Origin of the sequence: Streptomyces sp. NPDC056373 (assembly GCF_042262425.1) — a bacterium.
Lineage (GTDB): Bacteria > Actinomycetota > Actinomycetes > Streptomycetales > Streptomycetaceae > Streptomyces.
Genome location: NZ_JBHJPX010000023.1, coordinates 98,708 through 118,804 on the forward strand (window position 1 = coordinate 98,708; position 20,097 = coordinate 118,804).

At 69.8% G+C, this 20,097-nt stretch carries 18 protein-coding genes and 1 pseudogene; 10 read left to right on the top strand and 9 right to left on the bottom strand.

The window, feature by feature from the left end; all coding sequences use genetic code 11:
* Positions 1 to 26: 26 nt before the first annotated feature.
* Genes ACFCXS_RS35980 through ACFCXS_RS35995 form a run of 4 tightly spaced genes read right to left on the bottom strand, consistent with a single transcriptional unit; the run spans position 27 to position 3,479 of the window.
* Positions 27 to 1,091, bottom strand: coding sequence for an NAD(P)H-dependent flavin oxidoreductase (locus tag ACFCXS_RS35980; RefSeq protein ID WP_376647560.1), 1,065 nt, complete (start codon positions 1,089 to 1,091; stop codon positions 27 to 29).
* A complete protein-coding gene (locus ACFCXS_RS35985; RefSeq protein WP_376647561.1) occupies positions 1,088 to 1,858 on the bottom strand; it encodes a CoA-transferase subunit beta in 771 nt (256 codons plus the stop codon). The genes ACFCXS_RS35980 and ACFCXS_RS35985 overlap by 4 nt, the downstream gene beginning before the upstream one ends.
* Positions 1,855 to 2,718 (bottom strand): CoA transferase subunit A, encoded by an 864-nt coding sequence (locus tag ACFCXS_RS35990; RefSeq protein ID WP_376647562.1) that lies wholly within the window; start codon positions 2,716 to 2,718, stop codon positions 1,855 to 1,857. The genes ACFCXS_RS35985 and ACFCXS_RS35990 overlap by 4 nt, the downstream gene beginning before the upstream one ends.
* Complete coding sequence (locus tag ACFCXS_RS35995) at positions 2,715 to 3,479, bottom strand: enoyl-CoA hydratase family protein (protein ID WP_376647563.1); 765 nt, start codon at positions 3,477 to 3,479, stop codon at positions 2,715 to 2,717. Before ACFCXS_RS35995 ends, ACFCXS_RS35990 begins: the two co-directional genes overlap by 4 nt.
* A gap of 79 nt (positions 3,480 to 3,558) precedes the next feature.
* Between ACFCXS_RS35995 and ACFCXS_RS36000 the strand changes: the two genes are divergently transcribed.
* Both ACFCXS_RS36000 and ACFCXS_RS36005 read left to right on the top strand, forming a co-directional pair.
* Positions 3,559 to 4,335 carry an SDR family oxidoreductase gene (locus tag ACFCXS_RS36000; protein ID WP_376647564.1) on the top strand — a complete coding sequence of 259 codons (777 nt, stop codon included), beginning with the start codon at positions 3,559 to 3,561 and terminating at the stop codon, positions 4,333 to 4,335.
* 58 nt (positions 4,336 to 4,393) lie between these two features.
* A complete protein-coding gene (locus ACFCXS_RS36005; RefSeq protein WP_376647565.1) occupies positions 4,394 to 5,302 on the top strand; it encodes an SDR family oxidoreductase in 909 nt (302 codons plus the stop codon).
* A gap of 178 nt (positions 5,303 to 5,480) precedes the next feature.
* Here ACFCXS_RS36005 and ACFCXS_RS36010 read toward each other — a convergent pair whose 3' ends face one another.
* The 5 genes and pseudogenes from ACFCXS_RS36010 to ACFCXS_RS36030 form a co-directional block, all read right to left on the bottom strand.
* Positions 5,481 to 6,299, bottom strand: coding sequence for an alpha/beta fold hydrolase (locus ACFCXS_RS36010; protein ID WP_376647566.1), 819 nt, complete (start codon positions 6,297 to 6,299; stop codon positions 5,481 to 5,483).
* Positions 6,296 to 6,568, bottom strand: coding sequence for a hypothetical protein (locus ACFCXS_RS36015; protein ID WP_376647567.1), 273 nt, complete (start codon positions 6,566 to 6,568; stop codon positions 6,296 to 6,298). Before ACFCXS_RS36015 ends, ACFCXS_RS36010 begins: the two co-directional genes overlap by 4 nt.
* Positions 6,565 to 6,666: pseudogene (locus ACFCXS_RS36020) on the bottom strand (carbohydrate ABC transporter permease); the annotation flags it as partial. The pseudogene ACFCXS_RS36020 and the gene ACFCXS_RS36015, both read right to left, overlap by 4 nt.
* Before the next feature lie 28 nt (positions 6,667 to 6,694).
* Entirely contained in the window at positions 6,695 to 7,807 is a 1,113-nt protein-coding gene (locus ACFCXS_RS36025; RefSeq protein WP_376647568.1) for a DUF3533 domain-containing protein, read from the bottom strand.
* Between the two features lie 118 nt (positions 7,808 to 7,925).
* Positions 7,926 to 8,726, bottom strand: coding sequence for a FadR/GntR family transcriptional regulator (locus tag ACFCXS_RS36030; RefSeq protein ID WP_376647569.1), 801 nt, complete (start codon positions 8,724 to 8,726; stop codon positions 7,926 to 7,928).
* 344 nt (positions 8,727 to 9,070) lie between these two features.
* On the opposite strand from ACFCXS_RS36030, the gene ACFCXS_RS36035 reads away from it, so the two are divergent.
* The 8 genes from ACFCXS_RS36035 (at position 9,071) to ACFCXS_RS36070 (ending at position 19,947) form a co-directional block, all read left to right on the top strand.
* Positions 9,071 to 10,432 (top strand): ABC transporter substrate-binding protein, encoded by a 1,362-nt coding sequence (locus tag ACFCXS_RS36035; RefSeq protein ID WP_376647570.1) that lies wholly within the window; start codon positions 9,071 to 9,073, stop codon positions 10,430 to 10,432.
* On the top strand, positions 10,429 to 11,343 hold the full coding sequence (locus ACFCXS_RS36040; protein ID WP_376647571.1) for a carbohydrate ABC transporter permease: 915 nt from the start codon (positions 10,429 to 10,431) through the stop codon (positions 11,341 to 11,343). The genes ACFCXS_RS36035 and ACFCXS_RS36040 overlap by 4 nt, the downstream gene beginning before the upstream one ends.
* A gap of 106 nt (positions 11,344 to 11,449) precedes the next feature.
* Entirely contained in the window at positions 11,450 to 12,304 is an 855-nt protein-coding gene (locus ACFCXS_RS36045) for a carbohydrate ABC transporter permease (RefSeq protein WP_376647585.1), read from the top strand.
* A 35-nt stretch (positions 12,305 to 12,339) separates the two neighbouring features.
* A complete protein-coding gene (locus ACFCXS_RS36050; RefSeq protein WP_376647572.1) occupies positions 12,340 to 14,355 on the top strand; it encodes a hypothetical protein in 2,016 nt (671 codons plus the stop codon).
* Positions 14,352 to 14,693: an L-rhamnose mutarotase gene (locus ACFCXS_RS36055; RefSeq protein ID WP_376647573.1), complete on the top strand. Its 342-nt coding sequence runs from the start codon at positions 14,352 to 14,354 to the stop codon at positions 14,691 to 14,693. The genes ACFCXS_RS36050 and ACFCXS_RS36055 overlap by 4 nt, the downstream gene beginning before the upstream one ends.
* A complete protein-coding gene (locus tag ACFCXS_RS36060; RefSeq protein WP_376647574.1) occupies positions 14,690 to 15,610 on the top strand; it encodes an amidohydrolase family protein in 921 nt (306 codons plus the stop codon). Before ACFCXS_RS36055 ends, ACFCXS_RS36060 begins: the two co-directional genes overlap by 4 nt.
* A gap of 38 nt (positions 15,611 to 15,648) precedes the next feature.
* Entirely contained in the window at positions 15,649 to 16,659 is a 1,011-nt protein-coding gene (locus ACFCXS_RS36065) for an aldo/keto reductase (protein ID WP_376647575.1), read from the top strand.
* A gap of 180 nt (positions 16,660 to 16,839) precedes the next feature.
* Positions 16,840 to 19,947, top strand: coding sequence for an RICIN domain-containing protein (locus ACFCXS_RS36070; protein ID WP_376647576.1), 3,108 nt, complete (start codon positions 16,840 to 16,842; stop codon positions 19,945 to 19,947).
* Positions 19,948 to 20,097 lie beyond the last annotated feature (150 nt).

The window sequence follows — 20,097 nt, forward strand, 5'->3', positions numbered from 1 at the left end:
GCGCGAACCGCGAACGCCGGGAGGCCTCACTCGGCGGTCGGCAGCATGGCGAGCGTGGCGCGTGCCTCCGTCATGATCCCTTCGACGAGTTCGGCGCAGGACGGCAGATCGTCGATCAGCCCTCCGACCTGGCCGCAGGCCATCACGCCGAGGTCGGTGCGGCCGTCGACCATCGCCGCCTTGAGGAGCATCGGGGTGTTGGCGGCCAGGAGGACCTGGCTCCAGGTCAGTTCCTTGCCGTGTTTCATGGCCAGGCCGTCGCGTACCAGGCCGGCCCAGCTCATGCCGGACTCTCGCTTGAAGGCGGAGGCGTGCCGGAGGGCGCGCAGCAGGGAGGCCGTACGGCCGGAGCGCTCCAGCGCGTCCACCAGGTCGCTGCGCAGCATCCGATGGGGCAGGCCGTCGACCTTGGTGGTGACGGTGACGTCCTGGACGCCCGCCGCGAGGTAGCGGGCCTTGACGGTGTCGGGGACGGTGCTGTCCGAGGTGAGCAGGAAGCGGGTTCCCATGGCGATGCCGGCGGCGCCGTAGGCAAGGGCCGCGACCAGTCCGCGTCCGTCGCGGAAGCCGCCGGCGGCGATCACGGGGATGTCGACGGCGTCCACGACCTGTGGCAGCAGCACGGTGGTGGCGACGCTGCCGGTGTGGCCACCGCCCTCGCCGCCCTGCACCAGTACGGCGTCGGCGCCCCAGGCCGCGACCTTCTCGGCGTGCCGCCGGGCGCCCACGGTGGGGATGACGACCACCCCGGCGTCCTTCAGACGGGCGATCAGTTCCGGCCGGGGCGCGAGCGCGAACGAGGCGACCTTCACGCCCTCGTCGAGGATGATGCGCACCCTCTCCCCCGCGTCCGAGGCATCGGCCCGCAGGTTGACCCCGAAGGGCGCGTCGGTGCGGGCCCTGACCTCGCGCACGGCCGAGCGGAGCTGCTCGGGGGTCATGGTGGCGGAAGCGAGGACGCCCAGGGCTCCCGCGTCGGCGGCGGCGGAGACCAGGCGGGGGCCGGCCACCCACCCCATGCCGGTCTGGACGAGGGGGGTGCGCACTCCGACGAGTTCGGTGAGGGCCGTGGCGATCGCGGTGTCGCTCATGCGGGCACCTCACGGTCGCGGGCGCCCGCCGGGTCGATGGCCTCGCGGATCAGGCGCAGCTCCTCGGTGGTGGGCTCGCGGGTGTACGGCACCTCGTCCGGGACGGTGAGGGCGAAACCGGTGGCCGCGCGAACCTGTTCGATAGTGACCCCCGGGTGCAGCGAGCGCAGCCGCATCGAGTGGTCCGGGGTGGCGAAGTCGAAGACGCCCAGGTTGCTGACCACTTCGGGGACGTGGTGAAAACGGGTGGCCGACGGACCGGCCTCGGCCGCACGGTCGTAGCCGACTCCGCACACCATGTCGACCTGCTCCACGAAGACGCGCGGGGAGTGCTTCGGCACCCAGTAACTGGTCGGATTGTTGAGGGTGTTGATGGGCGCGCCACGAACACCCAGGAGCTGTCGGGCGGGACGGGACCAGTCGCCGATGCAGGAGATGTTCTGGTTGCCGTGGCGGTCGATCTGGCCGGCCCCCATCATCACGTGCCGCCGTCCCGTGGCCACGAGGGCCAGGTGCTGCCGGTAGGGCAGCCAGCCCTCCACCACCTGGGCCCGGGCGCCGAGCGCCGGGACGTCGCCGATCAGCAGCGCCTCGCCGTCGGTGAGCATCAGGTCGGGCGCGAACGTCAGCTTCGCCAGCCGGGCGCCGATGGTGGGGACGGTGCCCATGGGGCCGGCCAGGACCTCCCCGGCGTGGCGCCAGACCTCCGCGCAGGCCACGGCGCAGTACTCGGCGCGCGTCGTCTGGTTCGTCGTGGGACTGCTCACGCCCGCTCCTCGTGGAATGCCGCCACCGCGGCCTGGTACGTCGCCTCGTCCGAGGAGAGGTAGCGATCCGTGAACGCCTGCCAGGCCTCCGGGTCCCGGGCGGCAACGGCATAGGCGCGCTGGAAGGCCTCGTCGCGGTCGTGGTCGGGTGCGCAGGAGGTGAAGTGCGCGCCGTGGGGTGTCTGGACGACCCCGGTGACGAACGCCCGTTTGACGAGCAGTGTCTGCGGGGCCGCGTCCTCGATCAGGTCGGCCGTGTCGACGAGCTGTTCGCAGGAGACGTACGCGGCGTCGGCCGCCTGGCAGAACAGGTCGTCGAAGTACGGGTCGGGCCCCAGGTACTGGGCGTTGCCCCGTGCGTCCGCACGGTTGAGGTGCACCAGCGCCGCGTCCAGGCGCAGCGCGGGGACCGCGACGAACTCCTCACCGTCCTCGTAGGGGGAAATGACCGTGCGCAGGTGTGGATTGACCCTCATCACGTCGGAGCCGAGTCCGGCTCGGACCGGCAGGAAGGGCAGCCGCTGGGCGGCGGCGGTCAGGCCCCACATGAACATCGCCTCGTCCAGCTCGACCAGGTCGAAGGCGCCGCGCTGCCGTGCCGCGGTGAAGTGCGGTTCCAGGGGGACGGAGTCGAGGGTGGCGAAGGCCGCGACGAGTTTTCGGATGCGTCCGGCTGCCGCGAGCAGGCCGACGTCCGGGCCGCCGTAGCTGACGACGGTGAGGTCGGTGACGTCCGAGCGCAGCAGAGCACGGACCAGTGCCATCGGCTTGCGCCGGGAACCCCAGCCACCGATCCCGATCGTCATGCCGCTGCGCAGGCGCGCGACGACCTCGTCGGCGGTCATCGTCTTGTCGCTCACCGAGATTCCCCCTCGGACGGCTTGGACGACACAAATGCTTCCCGGTATCTGTCCGAGATGCCGCTGAGGTTGGCCTCGAACGTGAAGCCCTGCTCGAAGCGGTAGCTGCGGCGGACGTCCACGGGGTCGATGCCGTTGATCGAGGCCTTGGCGAAGCGGATGAGGAGCCCGTCCTTGGCGGCGATCTCCCTGGCCAGATCCATGGCCGTGGCGTGCAGCTGTTCGCGCGGGACGACCCGCCACACCGAGCCGTGGCGGTGGAGTTCCTCGGCCGTCACGGTACGCGAGGTGTAGTAGAGCGTTCGCATCAGGTGCTGCGGGACCAGCCGGGCCAGGTGGGTGGCGGCGCCGAGCGCGCCCCGGTCCAGCTCGGGCAGCCCGAAGGTCGCGTCGTCGCTCGCCACGATCGAGTCGGCGTTGCCGACCAGTCCGATGCCGCCGCCCACGCAGAATCCCTGCACCGCGGCGACCACGGGGACCTCGCAGTCGTAGACCGCGTTGAACGCCTCGTAGCAGCCGCGGTTGGTGCCGACGAGCGCCGTGTACCCCTCGGTGCGCTGCATCTCCTTGATGTCGGCGCCCGCGTTGAATCCGCGCCCTTCCGCGGTGAGGACGACGCAGCGCACAGCGGGATCGGATCCGGCGTCCAGCACCGCGGCGGCCAGGTCGTACCAGCCCTGGACGGGGAGGGCGTTGACCGGTGGGAAGTCGACGGTGATGACGGCGATGCCCTCTTCGGGGCTTGCGGTGGAGACACCCATGGGCGGATCAGCTACCTTTCCACCAAACGTTTGTTAGGTGTGAAGGTAGCAGCGGAGTACGCCTCGCGGGAGGTCCCCCATGGCAACGATCACCGATCTGAGCGGACGGGTGGCGGTGGTCACCGGCGGAACCAGGGGCGTGGGCGTGGGCATCGCGCGGGCCCTGCTGGAGGCCGGGGCCACGGTGGTGACCTGCGCCCGGCGCCCCGCGGACCGACCCGTCGAAGCGGCCGGGCGCACCGCCCGGTTCTTCCCCCTCGACCTGCGCGACGCTGACGCCGTCGGTGCCTTCTTCACTCGCGTGCGGGGCGAGTACGGCGGGCTGGACGTGCTCGTCAACAACGCCGGGGGCACGCCGTACCGGATGCTCGGGGAGGGCGCTGCCGAACGGCACTTCCGGGTCGTCGAGTTGAACCTGCTGGCCCCTCTGACCGCCTCTCTCGCCGCCTACGAGCAGATGCGCACCCGGCCCGGCGGCGGTTCGATCGTCATGATCGGCAGCGTCAGCGGCAGCCGTCCCTCCCCGGGCTCGGCGGCCTACGGCGCGGCCAAGGCGGGGCTGGAGCAGCTGGCCCGCAGCATGGCCGTGGAGTGGGCCCCGAAGGTACGGGTCAACACCCTGGTCCTCGGGATGGTGCGCACCGAGCTGTCGCATCTGCACTACGGCGACGAGGACGGCCTCGCGGCCGTCGGCCGCACCGTGCCGCTGGGCCGGCTCGCCGACCCGGCGGAGGTGGGCGACGCCTGTGTCTTCCTCGCCTCCGAGCGCGCCGCGTACATCAGCGGTGCGAGTCTGCTCGTCCACGGCGGCGGCGAACGCCCGGCCTATCTCGGCGCCGCCACCACCGGCAACTGACCCGGTGAGCCCACCCGTTCCCCGACTTTCCAGACTTCCCGGCGAAGGGACCCAGAGCATGTCCGGACTGTGCAGCGAACGTGTCGCGATCGTCACCGGGGCGGGGCGCGGACTCGGCCGGGCGCACGCCCTCGCGCTCGCCGCCGAGGGCGCGAAGGTCGTGGTGAACGACCTCGGTGCCGGCCTCGACGGGACCGGTACCGAGGCGGGGCCCGCCCGGCTCGTCGCCGACGAGATCGTCGCCCGCGGCGGGCAGGCGGTCGCCCACGGCGGGGACATCGCCACGACGGAGGGTGCGGCCTCGTTGATCCGCACCGCCGTCGAGACCTACGGCCGCCTCGACACACTGGTGAACAACGCCGGATTCCTGCGCGACCGCATGCTGGTGAACCTCGACGAGGACGACTGGGACGCCGTCATCCGCGTCCATCTCAAGGGGCACTTCCTGCCGCTGAAGCACGCGGCGTCCCACTGGCGCGCGGAGGCCAAGGCGGGCCGTGTCCCCGTGGCCCGGGTCGTCAACACCAGTAGTGGGGCGGGGCTGTTGGGCAGTGTCGGCCAAGGCGGCTACTCCGCGGCCAAGGCCGGGATCCTCGGGCTGACCCTGGTCGCCGCCGCCGAGATGGGCCGTTACGGCGTCCTGGTCAACGCCATCGCGCCCGCGGCGCGCACCCGGATGACCGAGGTCACGTTCGCCGAGACCATGGCGGCCCCCGACAGCGGATTCGACGCCATGGCTCCGGAGAACGTCTCCCCGCTCGTCGTGTGGCTCGGCTCCGCGGCCTGCGCCGGGGTGACGGGGCGGGTCTTCGAGGCGGCGGGCGGCCGCATCACGGTCATGGAGGGCTGGCGCCCCGGCCCCACGGCGGACAAGGGCGCCCGTTGGTCCCCGTCCGAGGCCGGGGAGGCCGCACTGAAACTCCTGGCGGAGGCGGCGGCTCCCGGGCCGGTGTACGGAGCGGGGTGAACACACTGGTACTCGCCGAGCACCCCGAGTGCCATCACCGGGGCCGCCTTGGGCAGGGCGAAGGCGTACCACGTGCCGGCGGAGTCGCCCACGGGCCTCGGTCGTGGCCCCACGGGCTCACGCCTGACGCCCCCCGTGCCCCACGGCTGGTGAGATTCGGGGCGCGTGCCTGCCCTCGCTATGCCGGGCAGGCGTCCCGCTCGCTCCACTCCCGGATCAGTGCGACGGTGCGCTCCGGCTGTTCCTCGTGGAGGTAGTGGCCGGTGCCGGCCCAGTACTGAACGGAGGAGCCGGCCGCGGCGGGGACACCGTGCTCCCAGTCCGCCGCCTCCCTCGAGGTCCAGACGGTGAGCGCGGATTGCACGCGCAGGCGCAGATACGCCTCGCTGGAGGGGCGAATGCCGACGGCCCCGGAGTCGGTGTACATGCCCGCGTACGCCTGCGCGATCACATGGCCGGGAGTGCCGAGCATGGTGCGGATGTGCGCGGTGCGCAGGCCCGACGGCGCGTTCGGGGAGAAGGCTCCGGCGATGAACGCCGCGGCGGTCCGGGCGCCGTGCCGCCGGTAGTCGGCCAGACGGCCGGGGATCTGCTCGACCTCGGTGCCGTGGGCTCCGTGCGCCGGGTCGAGGGCGATGACGGACCGTACGGTGTGCGGGTGCCGGACGGCCAGCAGATTGACGACCTGACCGCCCATGGAGTGGCCGACGGCGACGACGGGTCCCGTGCCGAGTGCCTGGATCAGGGCGGCGAGGTCATCGGCCATCTCGGCCGGGGTGTTCCCTTCGTCGGGCACCGCGGAGAGGCCGTGTCCGCGCAGGTCGGGGACGAGAATCCGGAAGGCGTCCGCCAGTGCCTCGGCGTGCGGCGACCACTCACGGCCGTCGCCGCCCCAGCCGTGTACCAGGAGGACGGCCGGGGCCTGTGGCGGACCCAGGGCGGTGCAGAAGAGGCGGGGACGGCCGGGGACGAGGGCGGCGGTGTCGAGCAGCGTCATCGGCCGTCCTCCTGCACCGTGCGACAGGCGGCGTGGGCGAAGTCGGCGTACACGCCGGCCCCGTCGAGGTCCTGCACCCGCGGGCCGGGCATGGCTCCGGTGACGCCGAAGACCTTGAGGCGGCCGGCATGGATGTCGTCGGCGTGTTCGCACCCGAAGGTGGACGTCGCGATGCAGTGGTCCTCGCCGGCCCTCAGGATCGCCGGGTCCGGTTCAGAACCGCCCAGGACGGCGTTGTGGATCACCCTTTGCTCCGCTCGTGTGCTCACTTGAGGCTGCCCCTCAGGATTCCCCTGCGCCAGTACTTCCGCAGGGCGAACGTGAAGTCCGCCGGCGGGACGATGGACAGCAGCGATCCGGTGAGGACGTGGCTGCCCGGGCCGGTGGACAGCGCATCAGCCGCCGGGTGACGGCTCCGGCAGCGTCTCGGGTTCTGTGGCGGGGGCGTCGGGGTGACGGCGCTCGTTTCGCCACGAAGCCGCCCAGGAGAGTACCGCGCCGCCCAGGGCGTAGGCGCCGAGCACCCAGAGCGCGGACGTGACGGCATGGCCCGAGAAGTAGACCGTGTTGCGGACCAGCGTGGTACCGGCACCCGGCGGCAGGGCCTGTCCGATCGCGCTCCAGAACGCGGGGAGCAGCGGTGCCGGGTAGACGCCGCCGGAGCTCGGATTGCCCAGCACCACGAAAAGCAGGATGACCACGCCGGTGCCCAGCAGGCCCAGCAGGGTCTGCAGGGCGAGCGCGGTGGCCGCCGAGGCGAGGACGACCAGGGTGCCGATGCCGCTCAGCGCCCAGAAATGACCGTCGAGCGCGCCGAACACCGGCCCCACGACGGCCGCTCCGGCGATTCCGGACACAACCGCGTACAACGCGAGTACGGCGAGGCGGATCAGGGTGCGCTGCCGGTTGGCCGGGCGGGAACCCGCTGCCATCCCCATGATCGTGGCCGTCAGATAGCCGCCGATCACCCAGCCCACCACCAGGTAGAAGGAGGTCATGCCCCGTCCGTCCCCGGCGTTCGGGGGACGGATGTCGGAGACGGTGATCTGCCGTTTCTGCGCCGTCTCGATCTTCTGGGCGATCTGTGTGGCGGTCTGCGACACCGAGGGCCCACCCGCGGAAGCGACCAGGAGGGTGTCTTTCGTGCCGGTCGCGTCGAAGAGGAAGGCGGCATCCGTCCTCCTCGTGAGCACCCACTGCCGGGCCGTCTCGGCGCTCGGTGCCGCCGTCGCCTCGACCGGGTCGTCGGACAGTGCGTCGAGCTGGGCGACGATCTTCGCGGAAGCCTGCTGTGGAGCGGCGACCGCCACGGCTATCCGGTGGGGTGTGGGCGAGTGAAAGGCCCCGACGTAGGAGACGATGAAGGCGAGCTGTACGAGCAGGCCGCCGAGCACGAGCCCGAAGGCCCGGAGCGTGACGGCGTCCTTGAACTCGGCTGCGAAAACAGGCGACTTGGCGTCGCGCTCGGTCGGCGATTCGCCCGAAGTCGGGCTGGAGGGTGCTTTCACCGGCGAATGATCGCACACGGACGTGAATGCCTTGCTCCGCTTACTCCGGGTGTTCCGCCTGCTCCGGGTGTTCCGCTTCCTCCGGCTGCTCCGGCCACCGCGCCGGCTCGGGCCACTCCTACCCGAACAGGCGCCGCTGGATCTCCCGGCGGTAGTCCTCCAGCGTCCTGTCGAGGTGCACCGCCGTGGCCTCGGCCGCCTCGTCCGGCCGGCCGTCGCGGATGGCCCGGTAGATGGCCTCGTGCTCCTCCACCGCGGCCGCGGTTCCGTCGCCGAACGTGTCGTGGATCCCGATGGCGCTGGACTGCCGCTGCAGGCGTCGCGCGTCGCGCACCGCGCTGACCAGGAAGGTGTTGTGCGAGGCGGCGGCCACACCGGTGTGGAAGTCGTCGTCCGCCTGGTTGAACACATCGACCTGGCCGTGCGTGAACCCGTGCCTGCACTGCTGCATGGCGACTTCGATGGTCCGCAGCTCGGCGGGCGTGGCACGGGTGGCCGCCAGACTGCTGGCGGCCATCTCCTGCACCCTGCGGAACTCGAACAGCATCAGGACGTGATCGATGTCGACGGGGCGGAAGAAGCCGCCCCAGCGGCTCGTGATGAGCATGCCCTCGTCGTCCGCGACGAACAGTCCGCGTCCCTTGTGCGCCCGGACCCGGCCGAGGGCGGACAGGATTTTCACGGCCTCCCGCACGACCGCCCTGCTGGTGTTCAGCGTCTGGGCCAGGTCGTTCTCCGTCGGCAGCCGGTCGCCCGGCGTCAGGCGCTCCTCGGCGATGAACTCGAGGATCCGCTCGGCCACCACTTCGTAGCCGGGCCGGTAGTCACGCCGCTCCTCGCCCGAGCCGCTCACCGCCGCGGCAGCGGTGGTCGAGGCCTGCGCGGGCAGGGCCAGTTCGGTCGCGGGCGTGTCGTTCATCTGTCATGCCTCCGGGTGACTGCGCCGACAGCGACTGATCGCTGTCGAGCCGCGCTCATCGTACCCTCACCCAACAATGAGTCGTACTTATTTGGCAATGGCTCAGCCAGCAAAAAGCTGATGCGCAAATAGGGCATACAGGTCATAACAGGTACGTAATGAAGCCAGTTCGCCGAGATTGTGCTGTGAAATTGGACGAATAGAGCTGCACACACTCTTGACTGCCCGCTGGATAGGGCGCCTAATTTCTTCCGCAACGACCGTGACAGAGCAGTCGTCGCCCCATCCCCGCGCCACCTTCCCGATCTGCTTCGGGGCGCCCGCACACCCAGTGGAGTCCGTTCATGACCCTCAACGAGTCTTCGGCCGGTCAGGTAAGAGTGCCGAGCAAGAGACGTTCTGTGTTGCTGGCCGGCTGCGCGGCCACCGTGCTGCTGACCGTTGCCGCCTGCGGCGGCGGCACAGCGAGCACGACCGAGAAGGACGGCTTCGCCCAGGCGCCCCAGAAGGACGGCGCGTTGACCGTCTGGGTGGACGCGACCCGACTGGCCGCCGCGAAGCAGTACCAGCAGCTGCACCCGGACGTGAAGCTCAGCATCGTCAGCTACGACGGCAACGCCAACGGCTCGAACTACCTCCAGACGAAGGTCCAGCTCTTCAACCGCACCCACAAGGGCTGGCCGGACGTCGTCTTCAGCTCCCAGAACAACGAGGTCACCTGGGCGGTCGACGCGAACTTCGCCGCGCCGCTCAACAAGGGACTGATCCCGGAGGCGACCCTGGGGAACTTCGCCAAGGGCGCCAACAACGTCTGTACTGTCAACGGCACGCTCTACTGCCTGCGCAACGACCTCTCCCAGGCGGTGCTCTGGTACAACGCGCCGCTGATGAAGAAGTTCGGCTACACGGTGCCGACGACCTGGGAGGAGTACCAGAAGCTCGGCGAGAAGGTCGCCAAGGACCACCCCGGCTACCTGGTGGGTGACGCGGGCGACTCCTTCACGCCCGAGATCTACCTGTGGGCGAGCAAGTGCGGCGCCAACCACATCACCGGCCCCAAGGCCGTGTCGGTCAACACCTCCAGCGAGGCCTGCACCAAGATGGCCAAGCTCATGGACGTACTCATCAAGAACAAGTCCATGTCCATCAGCGGGGTGTTCAGCACCGACTTCACCAAGAACAAGGCCGACAAGGTCCTGCTCATGCCCGGTCCGGCCTGGTTCGGCGGGGCGGTGTTCAAGGACGGCCTCAAGACCCCGGCGAAGCAGATCGGTGTGGCCCCGATACCCCAGTGGAAGGGCGACACCTCGACGTCCACCGGCAACGTCGGCGGCGGCACCTGGCTGCTCTCCCAGCACTCCGCTCACCTCAAGGCGGCCACCGACTTCCTGAAGTGGGTCACCACCGACAACGCCTACCAGGGCGAGAAGGCGCCCGGCTTCCCGGCCTACGCCCCCGCGGCCGAGAACTGGCTGAAGGCCCAGGACGCCTCCGGCTACTTCAGCGGTGACCTCGGTGCCCTCAAGGACGCCTCCGGACAGGTCTGGCCGGGCTGGGGCTCGGGACAGTTCAGCCAGGAGGCGATCTGGGCCGCGACCGTGAAGCCCGGCATGACCCAGGGCAAGAGCATCGAATCGATGCTGCCGGCCTGGCAGGACTCCATCGTCAAGTACGCCAAGTCCGACGGATACAAGGTCTCCCAGTGACCCTGCCCCTCTCCTCGACCGGCTCTGCCCGGCGGCGCCGTCGCGGCCCCGTCCGGCAGAGCCGGGCCGGCGCGGCGTTCGTCGCCGCCTACGTGATCCTGCTGATCGCCTTCGGCATCCTTCCGACCGGCTACGCCGTCTACTTCGCCTTCACCGACGCCGGAGGCACCTTCACCGGCTTCGCCAACTTCGTCACCACGGCCCAGGACTTCCGCTTCGTGGACGCCGTGAGTCACGTGGCGGTGTACCTCGTCCTCTGGCTCGTATCGCTGGTGGTGTTTGTGGTGGGCCTGGCGCTGCTGCTGCACCGCCTGGCCTCCGGTGTGGCCGGGCAGGCACTCCGGTTCCTCTACTACATCCCCGGAGCGCTCGCCGGCGCCGCGAGCGTGCTGGTGTGGCTGTTCATGCTCGACCCGACGGTGAGCCCGGTCAGTTCCCTGCTGGGTGCGCTGGGGTTCCACACCTTCGGTGAGGTGATCGCGCCCGGCAACCTGGCGCTGCTGTTCACGATCATCGCGTTCTGGACCGGGGCGGGCGGCTGGATCGTCGTCATGTACGGGGCGCTCAACAACATCCCCAAGGACGTCATGGAAGCCGCACGCATCGACGGTGCGAACGCCTGGCAGACCGCCTGGCGGGTGCAGATCCCGATGCTCCGCAAGTGGATCGTGTACATGGTCATCCTGGCGTTCGCGGGCGGCGCCCAGCTGTTCGTCGAGCCGCAGTTGCTCTCTCTCGCCAGCGTGGGCGTGGCCGGACGTGACTACTCGCTCAACCAGCTGACGTACGACTTCGCCTTCCAGATGAACAACATCAACGGCGCCGCCGCCGTGTCGGTGGAGCTCCTGGTCGTCAGTGTGTCGGCCGCCGCCCTTTTCGTCGCACGGTCGGGATTCTTCGATGCCGATTAAGACCTCCCCCAGCTCGGTCGCCGCCCCCCGCGCGGACCGGGAGCCCCAGGCCGCGAGCCGGGCACCACACCGGGCACCGCGGCAGCGCCGACGGTCCGCACGCCACCTGCCGTCCCGGCTGCTGGCGGGCTCCGTACTCGCCGTCTTCGTCGTGTTCTTCATTCTGCCGGTGCTGTGGCTCGTCCTCGCCTCGACCAAGACCGACCAGCAGCTGGTCCACGACAGCCCGCTGTCCATCGGCTCCTGGCACACGCTCCAGGCCAACTGGCACGCCCTGGCGGCGTACCAGGACAACGCCATCCTGCTGTGGCTGCGCAACTCGGCGGTATACGCGGTGATCTCGCTGGTCATCACGCTCTGCGTGGCCGTGCCCGCCGGTTACGCCCTGGCGATGACCGAGTTCCGGGGCCGGCGGGCGCTGCTGATCTCGACGCTGGTCGTGATGCTGATGCCGAACGCCACGCTGGTGGTGCCGCTGTTCCTGGAGATCAACGCGGTGGGCCTGATCGGCACGATGTGGTCGATCATCCTGCCGTACTCCTTCTATCCGTTCGGCGTGTACCTCACCTACATCTACTTCACCACCGCCGTCCCGAAGGACCTTCTGGCGGCGGCGCGGATGGACGGCTGCTCCGAGTTCGGTGTCTTCCGCCTCGTGGCGCTGCCCCTGGCGACACCGGTCATCGCACTCGTGGGCTTCTTCAGTTTCGTCGCCAACTGGACCAACTACTTCCTGCCGTACGTGATGCTCCCCGAGAGCGACCAGATGCCCGTCCAGGTCGGCGTCGGCAACCTGCTCAGCAGTGTGCCGTCGTTCAATCCGACGGTCGGCTCGCTCGCCATCGAGCGGCCGCAGCTGGCTCTGGCGACCTTGGTGGCCATCACACCGGTGCTCGTCGTCTTCCTCTTCGCCCAGCGCTTCCTGGTGAGCGGAATGCTCGCCGGAGCCACCAAGGAATGACGTCCGCGCCACCACCCCGAACGGAGAACCCCCGCATGCCACTCAGCTCTGCCGACCACGATTCGGGGGAGGACGCCCAGGCCTCCGGCCACCCGGCTCCCCCGCCCGACATCCAGGCCGGGGTGCCGCTGCTCGAACCACCCGGCTGGGCCACGGCACAACGTGCGCTGTTCGACCTGCTCGACCACGCCTGGCGCCGTTTCGCCCGCGACTTCACCGGCCCGGACGGACGGCTGAACTACAACGGCCGGCTCACCACCCGTGACGGCGTGGACGACTTCTACGAGGTGTTCTTCAACTGGCCCCAGCTCTACCTCCTCGGCGGCGCCGAAGATCTGCTGCCCGCGAGTGAGAAGCACTGGGAGGGCGTGACCCGGCAGCTCACGGAACTGGACATGCTGCGCGAGGAGTTCGAGCGCGGTTACGACTGGTTCCACCAGGGCGAGAGTCTGCTGCTGCTCTACTTCCTGTGCATGGCCGCCCCCGACCGCTGGTCCGAGCGCGCCCTGCGCTTCGCGGAGCTGTACGTCGACGCGTCCAACGGCAACTACGACCCCGAGCACCGCGTCATCACCCGCCCGCACAACGGCAGCGACCCGGACCGGTCGGGCCTGTTCGACGGAGACGTCTACCCCTGGTTGCTGAAGGAGGCCGAGACCTACGGCTTCCCCCTGGACTGGATCCCCGAGGCGCAGGGCGGCCCGTTCCCCCTCTCCGAGGATCCGCGTCTGGGCGCGCAGATGCGGGACCGGATGGGCGCCGGCGACACGGCGGTCAACCTCGCCGCGGCCGGGCTGGTCCTCAACGCCTGGATCCTGTCCGGTGAGCAGCGCTACCGCGACTGGATCGTCGAGTACGTGGGCGCATGGCGGGAACGGACGCAGGCGAACGAGGGGCTCATCCCGGACAACACCGGCCCGGACGGCGAGGTCGGCAGCCTGCTGGAGGGGCGCTGGTACGGCGGGCACTACGGCTGGTCCTGGCCGCACGGCTGGCACAGCGTGGGCCACGCGGCCTGTGTGGCGGCGCTGGCGGCGGCGACGGTCACCGGGGACGACGACTACCTCTCCATGGTCGCGACCTCGCTCGACACCCTCATCGGTCACGGCAAGGTGATGCCCCACACCGAGGCGGACTCCAGCCTGCCCTCCAAGTGGGCGGTGGAGCTCGGTCCGGACATCACCACGCCCACGATCCACCTCCCCTTCCGTCACAACGACTCGGGCTGGTTCGACTACAACCCGCTCACCCCGCCCGTGCCGGTCGCCCTGTGGCACCACACGGCTTCCGACACCGACCGCGCCCGGCTGGAGGGGCTGCGCGAGGCCGACGGCATCGACTGGAGCACGGTCCGGCCGTTCCGTGCCAAGGAGGAGTCCGGGCACGAGAAGGCGTGGTTCGCCTTCCTCGCCGGTGACGACCCCGGATACCCGGAGCGGATCCTCGCCACCGCCCAGGCCCAGGTCCGCCACCGTCTGCGGCGCATGGACCGCTACCGCGACCTGGACGTGGCCGAGGCCGACATCCACGTGTGGCAGTTGTGCAATCCGGTGGTCACCGAGGCTCTCGTCCAGCTGACCTGGGGCGGCCCCCAGGTGCTGTACAACGGCGGCCTGCAGCAGGCCCGGCTGCGCTACCACGACGCCGACGCCCGCCGCGCCGGCCTGCCGCCGGACGTGGCCGCGCTGGTCACGTCCATCGACCCCGAGGCGACCACCGTCGAACTGGTGAACCTCTCCCCCGCGGCCGAGCGCACGCTGGTCCTCCAGGCGGGTGCCTTCGCCGAGCACACCATCAGGGCGGTCCGGTACACGACGTGCGCGGACGACGGTTGGATCGGGGACATGTACGACTACGGCCACACGGAGCCGGTCGTCTCCGAGGCGGAGGCGGCCTGCGACAGTGCTTACCTGACCGTCCGGCTTCCGGCGTCCACCCGTGTGAGGCTGACGCTTCGGCTGGGGTTGCGCACCCGCACCCCCAGCTACCGCACCCCCTTCGACACTTCTGCCGACCAGCCCCGCCCGGGCGTGGAGGAGCACACCTCATGAAACGCTTCGCCCAGACCATCAGGCTCCGGCCGGAACACCGGCAGGAGTACCTCGAACTCCACTCGGCCGTCTGGCCCGGGGTCGAGGCCGCCCTGCACCGGGCGCAGATCCGCAACTACAGCATCTTCATCCATGGTGACGTGCTGTTCGCCTACTTCGAGTATCACGGCGAGGACTTCGAGGCCGACATGGCGGAACTCGAGGCCGACCCCGAGACCCAGGAGTGGTGGAAGCTCACCGACCCCTGCCAGGAGCCCTGGCCGGACCGGGGCGACTCACGCCAGTGGACGGAGATGCCGGAGGTCTGGCACCTGGGACCGAAGGCGGACCCGCAGTGACCGCCGCCCCCGTTCTCGTCGACGCCCACCACCACCTGTGGGACCTGGACCGGCGTCCGCAGCCCTGGCTCGACGACCCCGCCGTCACGTCGATCCGACGCACTTTCTCCCCCGGCGATCTGCGCGCCACCGCCACTCGGCCGATCGCCGGCCGGCGGCTGCACAGTTCCGTCGTGGTGCAGTGCATCGCGGACGTGCCCGAGACCGAGGACCTGCTCGCCCTCGCCGCGCAGGAGCCGCTGATCGGGGCTGTGGTCGGCTGGGCGGATCTGACGTCCCCGGCGATCGGTGACGTGCTCGACCGTCTGAGGGCCGGACCGGGCGGCACGTATCTGCGCTCCCTGCGCCACCTCGTCCAGGGCGAGAGCGACCCCGGTTGGCTGCAGCGGCCCGATGTGGAGCGTGGCCTGGCGGCGCTCCGTGACCGCGGGCTCGGCTACGACGTGCTCGTCCGCAGCCACCAGCTCGACCAGGCGATCCGGCTGGCCGAACGGTTCCCGGGCCTGCCCCAGGTGCTCGACCACGCGGGAAAGCCGCCCATCGCCGCGCGTGACCTGGCGGCCTGGGAACGTGAAGTGCGCCGGCTGGCCGGTCACCCCCACGTGGTCTGCAAGGTGTCGGGGCTGATCACCGAGGCCGACCACGGCAGCTGGGCGACCGCCGACATCCGGCCCGTCTGGGACGTGCTGCTCGACTCCTTCGGCCCGGACCGGCTGATGTTCGGCTCGGACTGGCCGGTCGCGAACCTCGCGGGCGGCTGGAACCGCTGGGCCGCCACCGTGGACGAACTGCTCGAGGGCTGTGCAGAGTCCGAGATCCAGTCCGTCCTGGCCGGCACCGCGACCGCCTTCTACCGCCTTGCGCCCGCCTCCGAAGGGGGCGACGCCACGGCACGCACCACGAGGGGGGACGGTTGACCCCTTCCCGACGTCCGCCTTCCTCCCCCGAGGAGCACGTGGTACGCAGGCGGACCATAGGACACACCTCGGTCGCCGTGACCGAACTGGGCTTCGGGGCCTCGGTGATCGGCAACCTCTACCGGGTGACTCCCGCCCAGGACGCGTCTGCCGCCGTCGACGCGGCCTGGGACGCGGGCATCCGGTACTTCGACACCGCGCCGCACTACGGCCTCGGCCTTGCCGAGCGCCGCCTGGGCGCCGCCCTGCGCGCCCGGCCTCGCGAGGCCTGCGTCGTCTCCTCCAAGGTGGGCCGGCTCCTCGTCCCCAACGACCGGCCCCGAGGTGTCGACGACGAGGGCTTCGTCGTGCGCGACGACCTGCGCCGGCAGTGGGACTTCAGCCGCGACGGCGTCCTGCGCTCCATCGACGACACCCTGGAGCGCACCGGCCTGGACCGGCTCGACGTCGTCTATCTCCACGACCCCGACGACCACTGGCGGCAGGCCGCCGACGAGGCCATGCCCGCCCTCGCCGGCCTGCGCGACCAGGGTGTGATCGGGGCCGTCGGGGCCGGCATGAACCAGTCCGCCATGCTCGCCCGGTTCCTGCGGGAGACCGCCGCCGACATCGTCATGCTCGCCGGGCGCTACACCCTGCTCGACCAGTCCGCGCTGGACGACGTGCTGCCCGCTGCGCGGGAGCACGGCAAGAGCGTCGTCGCGGTCGGCGTGTTCAACTCCGGGCTGCTCTCCCTCGACCGGCCCGCCGAAGGCATGACGTACGACTACCGTGACGCGCCGCCGGACCTGGTCCGCCGGGCGCTGGCCATCGCCGAGGTGTGCGAGCGGCACGGCACCACGCTGCCCGCCGCCGCCATCGCCTTCCCGTTCACACACCCCGGCGTCGTCAACGTCACGCTGGGCATGCGGACTCCGGAGCAGGTCCGCCGGAACGCCGCACTCCATCGCCGTGCCGTTCCCGAGGCGCTCTGGGACGAACTCCGGTGCCTGGGTCTCATCAGGCCTGACGTTCCCCTCGCGGGGGACGAGCCGTTACTCCGGCCCTGATCCCCGTCGCTCCACCTCCGCCATGAGGTGAGCGCACAGTCGTGCCCCGGGCCGTCGAGGCACTCAGAGCCGAACCCGCTGAAGATCCGTGTCAACCGCACCGAGGACATACCGAGGACATACAGGGAGCCGCCGTATGTACGCCCACCCGCTCGTTCGCTCCAGGGGGAGGGACAGACGATGAAGCACGTCTCCTCCTCCCTCCGCATGCTGTCAGCAGGCGCCGCGGTGGCGGTCTCCGCCACGCTGCTGACGTCCCTCACGATGCCGACTCCGGCCTCGGCCGCGACCCAGGCGACGTACTACGTCGCTCCTGACGGCAGCGACTCCAACTCCGGGACGGTCTCGGCGCCGTTCAAGACCCTGCAGCACGCGCGGGACGTCGTGCGCACGGTCAACGACAACATGACGGGAGACATCAACGTCTATCTCCGCGGCGGCCGCTACCCGGTGAGCAGCACCATCGGCTTCACCTCGGCCGACTCCGGAACGAACGGGCACCGCGTCGTGTACGCCGCCTACCCGGGCGAGAAGCCGGTCCTGGACGGTGGAGTTCCGGTGACCGGCTGGACCCAGCAGAGCGGGAACATCTGGAAGGCCACCCTCGACCGCGACAACAAGCTCCGCGCGCTCTACGTCAATGGCAAGCGCGCCCAGATGGCCTCGAAGACGATCAACTCGGCGGGGTGCTACGCGAATTACACCTTCCCGACGACCATGCCTTCCTGGGCCTGGGACGGAGAGAAGCAGGGGGGCACGTGCGACCAGATCAAGTACAACCTCTCCGACCTGCCTGCCATCGCGTCCAACCAGGATGACGTCGAGATCAAGACGGCGACGACCTGGACCACGGCGATCGTGGGTGTCAGCCAGGTCACCACGAGCTCGAACGGCGCCAACCGCGTGGCCAAGCTCCAGGAGCCGGCTGCGGCGATAGCCCAGGCCGCGTTCAACGGCAACTTCCAGGCCACCGGTACCCAGACGTTCATGAACGCGTACGAGTTCCTGGACCAGCCGGGCGAGTTCTACTTCGACAAGTCCACCCATACGGTGTACTACTACAAGTCCGGCTCGGACGACATGACGACGGCGCAGGTCTTCGCGCCGAACAACGTGTCCACCCTCATCAAGATCGCCGGCACGTCCACGACGGACCACGCGAAGAACATCACCTTCTCCGGTCTCACGGTCGAGCACTCCGACTGGAACCTGACCAATGTGGCGGGTTCCGTGTTCCGGCAGGGCCAGCAGGGCAACGCCAGCACGTTCGTGTACACGACGCAGAACTTCCACGCCTACTCGTACCGCAACGTCGACCTGCCGCCGGCGGCCGTCCAGATCGAGAGCGCCGACGGGATCTCCCTGCGCGGCAACACGGTGCAGCACACCGGCGCCGACGGGATCACCCTGGCCAACGACGTGACGGACTCGCAGCTGACCGGCAACTTCACCAATGACATCGCCGGTTCCGCACTCACCGTCGGGCACCCCCAGCACGTGTACATCGGGGACTACACCTCGAGCAACCACGAGAAGTACCCGGTGAACGTCGAGGGCGTCTGCAAGAACATCACCGTCACGGACAACTACCTCTACGACAGCGCGGTCCTGTTCCAGGGCTCGAGTCCCGTGTCGGCCTACTTCGTCGACACCCTGGACCTGGAGCACAACCGGATCGAGAAGTCCCCGTGGGCGGGCATCACGCTCGGCTGGGGATGGAAGGACTTCGACGGTACGTCGGACTCCATCGTTCCCGGGACGCCGACCACGACGGCCAAGAACAACACCGTCAAGTACAACGAGCTGGTCAACACCATGCAGGTACTCGGCGACTCCGCTCCCATATACACGCTGGGCAGCCAGCCGGGCACCGAGATCAGCAACAACTTCATCCAGGGTGTCCCGGCGGGCCACAAGTACGGCATCCACCCCGATGAGGGCTCCGCCTACATCAACGAGCACGACAACGTCCTCGACGTGGACCCGGACGTCATGTGGGTCATGAACACCGGCACCTGGGGCGACCAGAACCACCTGACCATCACCAACACCTACGGCCCCCGCAACACGATCTTCGACAACACCGTCCCGAACAGCACCATCGACAACGTGCGTGTGTACTCGGACAACGTGTGGCCGTCGCAGGCGTACGGCATCGCCGTGAACGCGGGCCTGGAAGACACCTACAAGGACATCATCCCGGCCGCCAACACGACCCTGCAGGACTACGCGCTGCCCGCCAGCACCTTCACCGGCAAGGGTGTCGTGACCATTCCGGTGCGCAGCCCGGGAGACTCGAGCAAGACACTCTGGCTGGCTCCCTCCGGTACGACCACGTTCGCAGCCGGTCCCACCATGGCCAGCGCGAGCGGCACCGCGACCAGCATCAACGTCCCGCAGGCGGCCGGTGACTACCGCCTCTACGTCCTCGACTCCCAGGGCAACGCCTCGTCCGCGTCGAAGGCGCTCGTGCGGCAGCGCTGGAACCACGTCGACGACAAGGCGGCCGGCGTGACGTACTCCGGTACGTGGTCGAACTGGAACGACACGAAGGACATGAACGGGTCGGAGAAGTTCACGAGCACGGCGGGCAACTACGCCGAGTTCTCGTTCACCGGCTCGGGTGTCCGGTACCTGAGCATGACGCAGCCGAACATGGGCAAGGTGGACGTCTACATCGACGGCACCCTCGCCCAGGCTGGCATCGACGCCTATGCCTCGACAGTGACGAAGCAGGTGCCGCTGTTCGAGAAGACGGACCTCGCGGCGGGCCCGCACACGATCAGGGTGGTGTGCACCGGCACCAAGAACTCCGCCTCTTCGGGCACCGTCTGCGCGCTGGACGCGTTCGCCTCCATCGCGTTCCCCGTGACGAACGGAAACTACAAGATCGTCAACAAGGGCAGTTCCAAGGCGGTCGACGTCTCGGGCGGATCGAAGACCGCAGGAGCCAACGTCATCCAGTGGAGCGACGGCGGAGCCCTGAACCAGAACTGGCGCTTCGCCCCGGTGGGTAACGGCAGCTACGAGATCGTCAGCCGGAACAGCGACCTGCTCATGGACGTCAGCGGTGGCGTCACCACGGACGGCGCGAACATCGTCCAGTCGACCGACAACAACGCCGCGAGCCAGCGCTGGACCGTCGTCGCGACCGGAAACGGCTACTACAAGATCAAGAACGTGAACAGCAGCGACGTGCTCACCGTGTCCCCGGGAGGCACTCAGCTCGTCCAGTCGACAGACACGAACGCCGACGGCCAGCTGTGGAAGGTCGTGAACGTGGACTGACCGCTCACCGATGCGAGTGAGCCGGACAACTGAAGGAGGCGAAGAACCCTGCGGGGGGGGGGCGGGGGAGAAAACGGCCCCCCCCCCCCCGCGCGGGCGCCGGTCAGGCGGCGGGGGGGTCACCCGCACCCCGCCCCGGCCGGGCCCGCG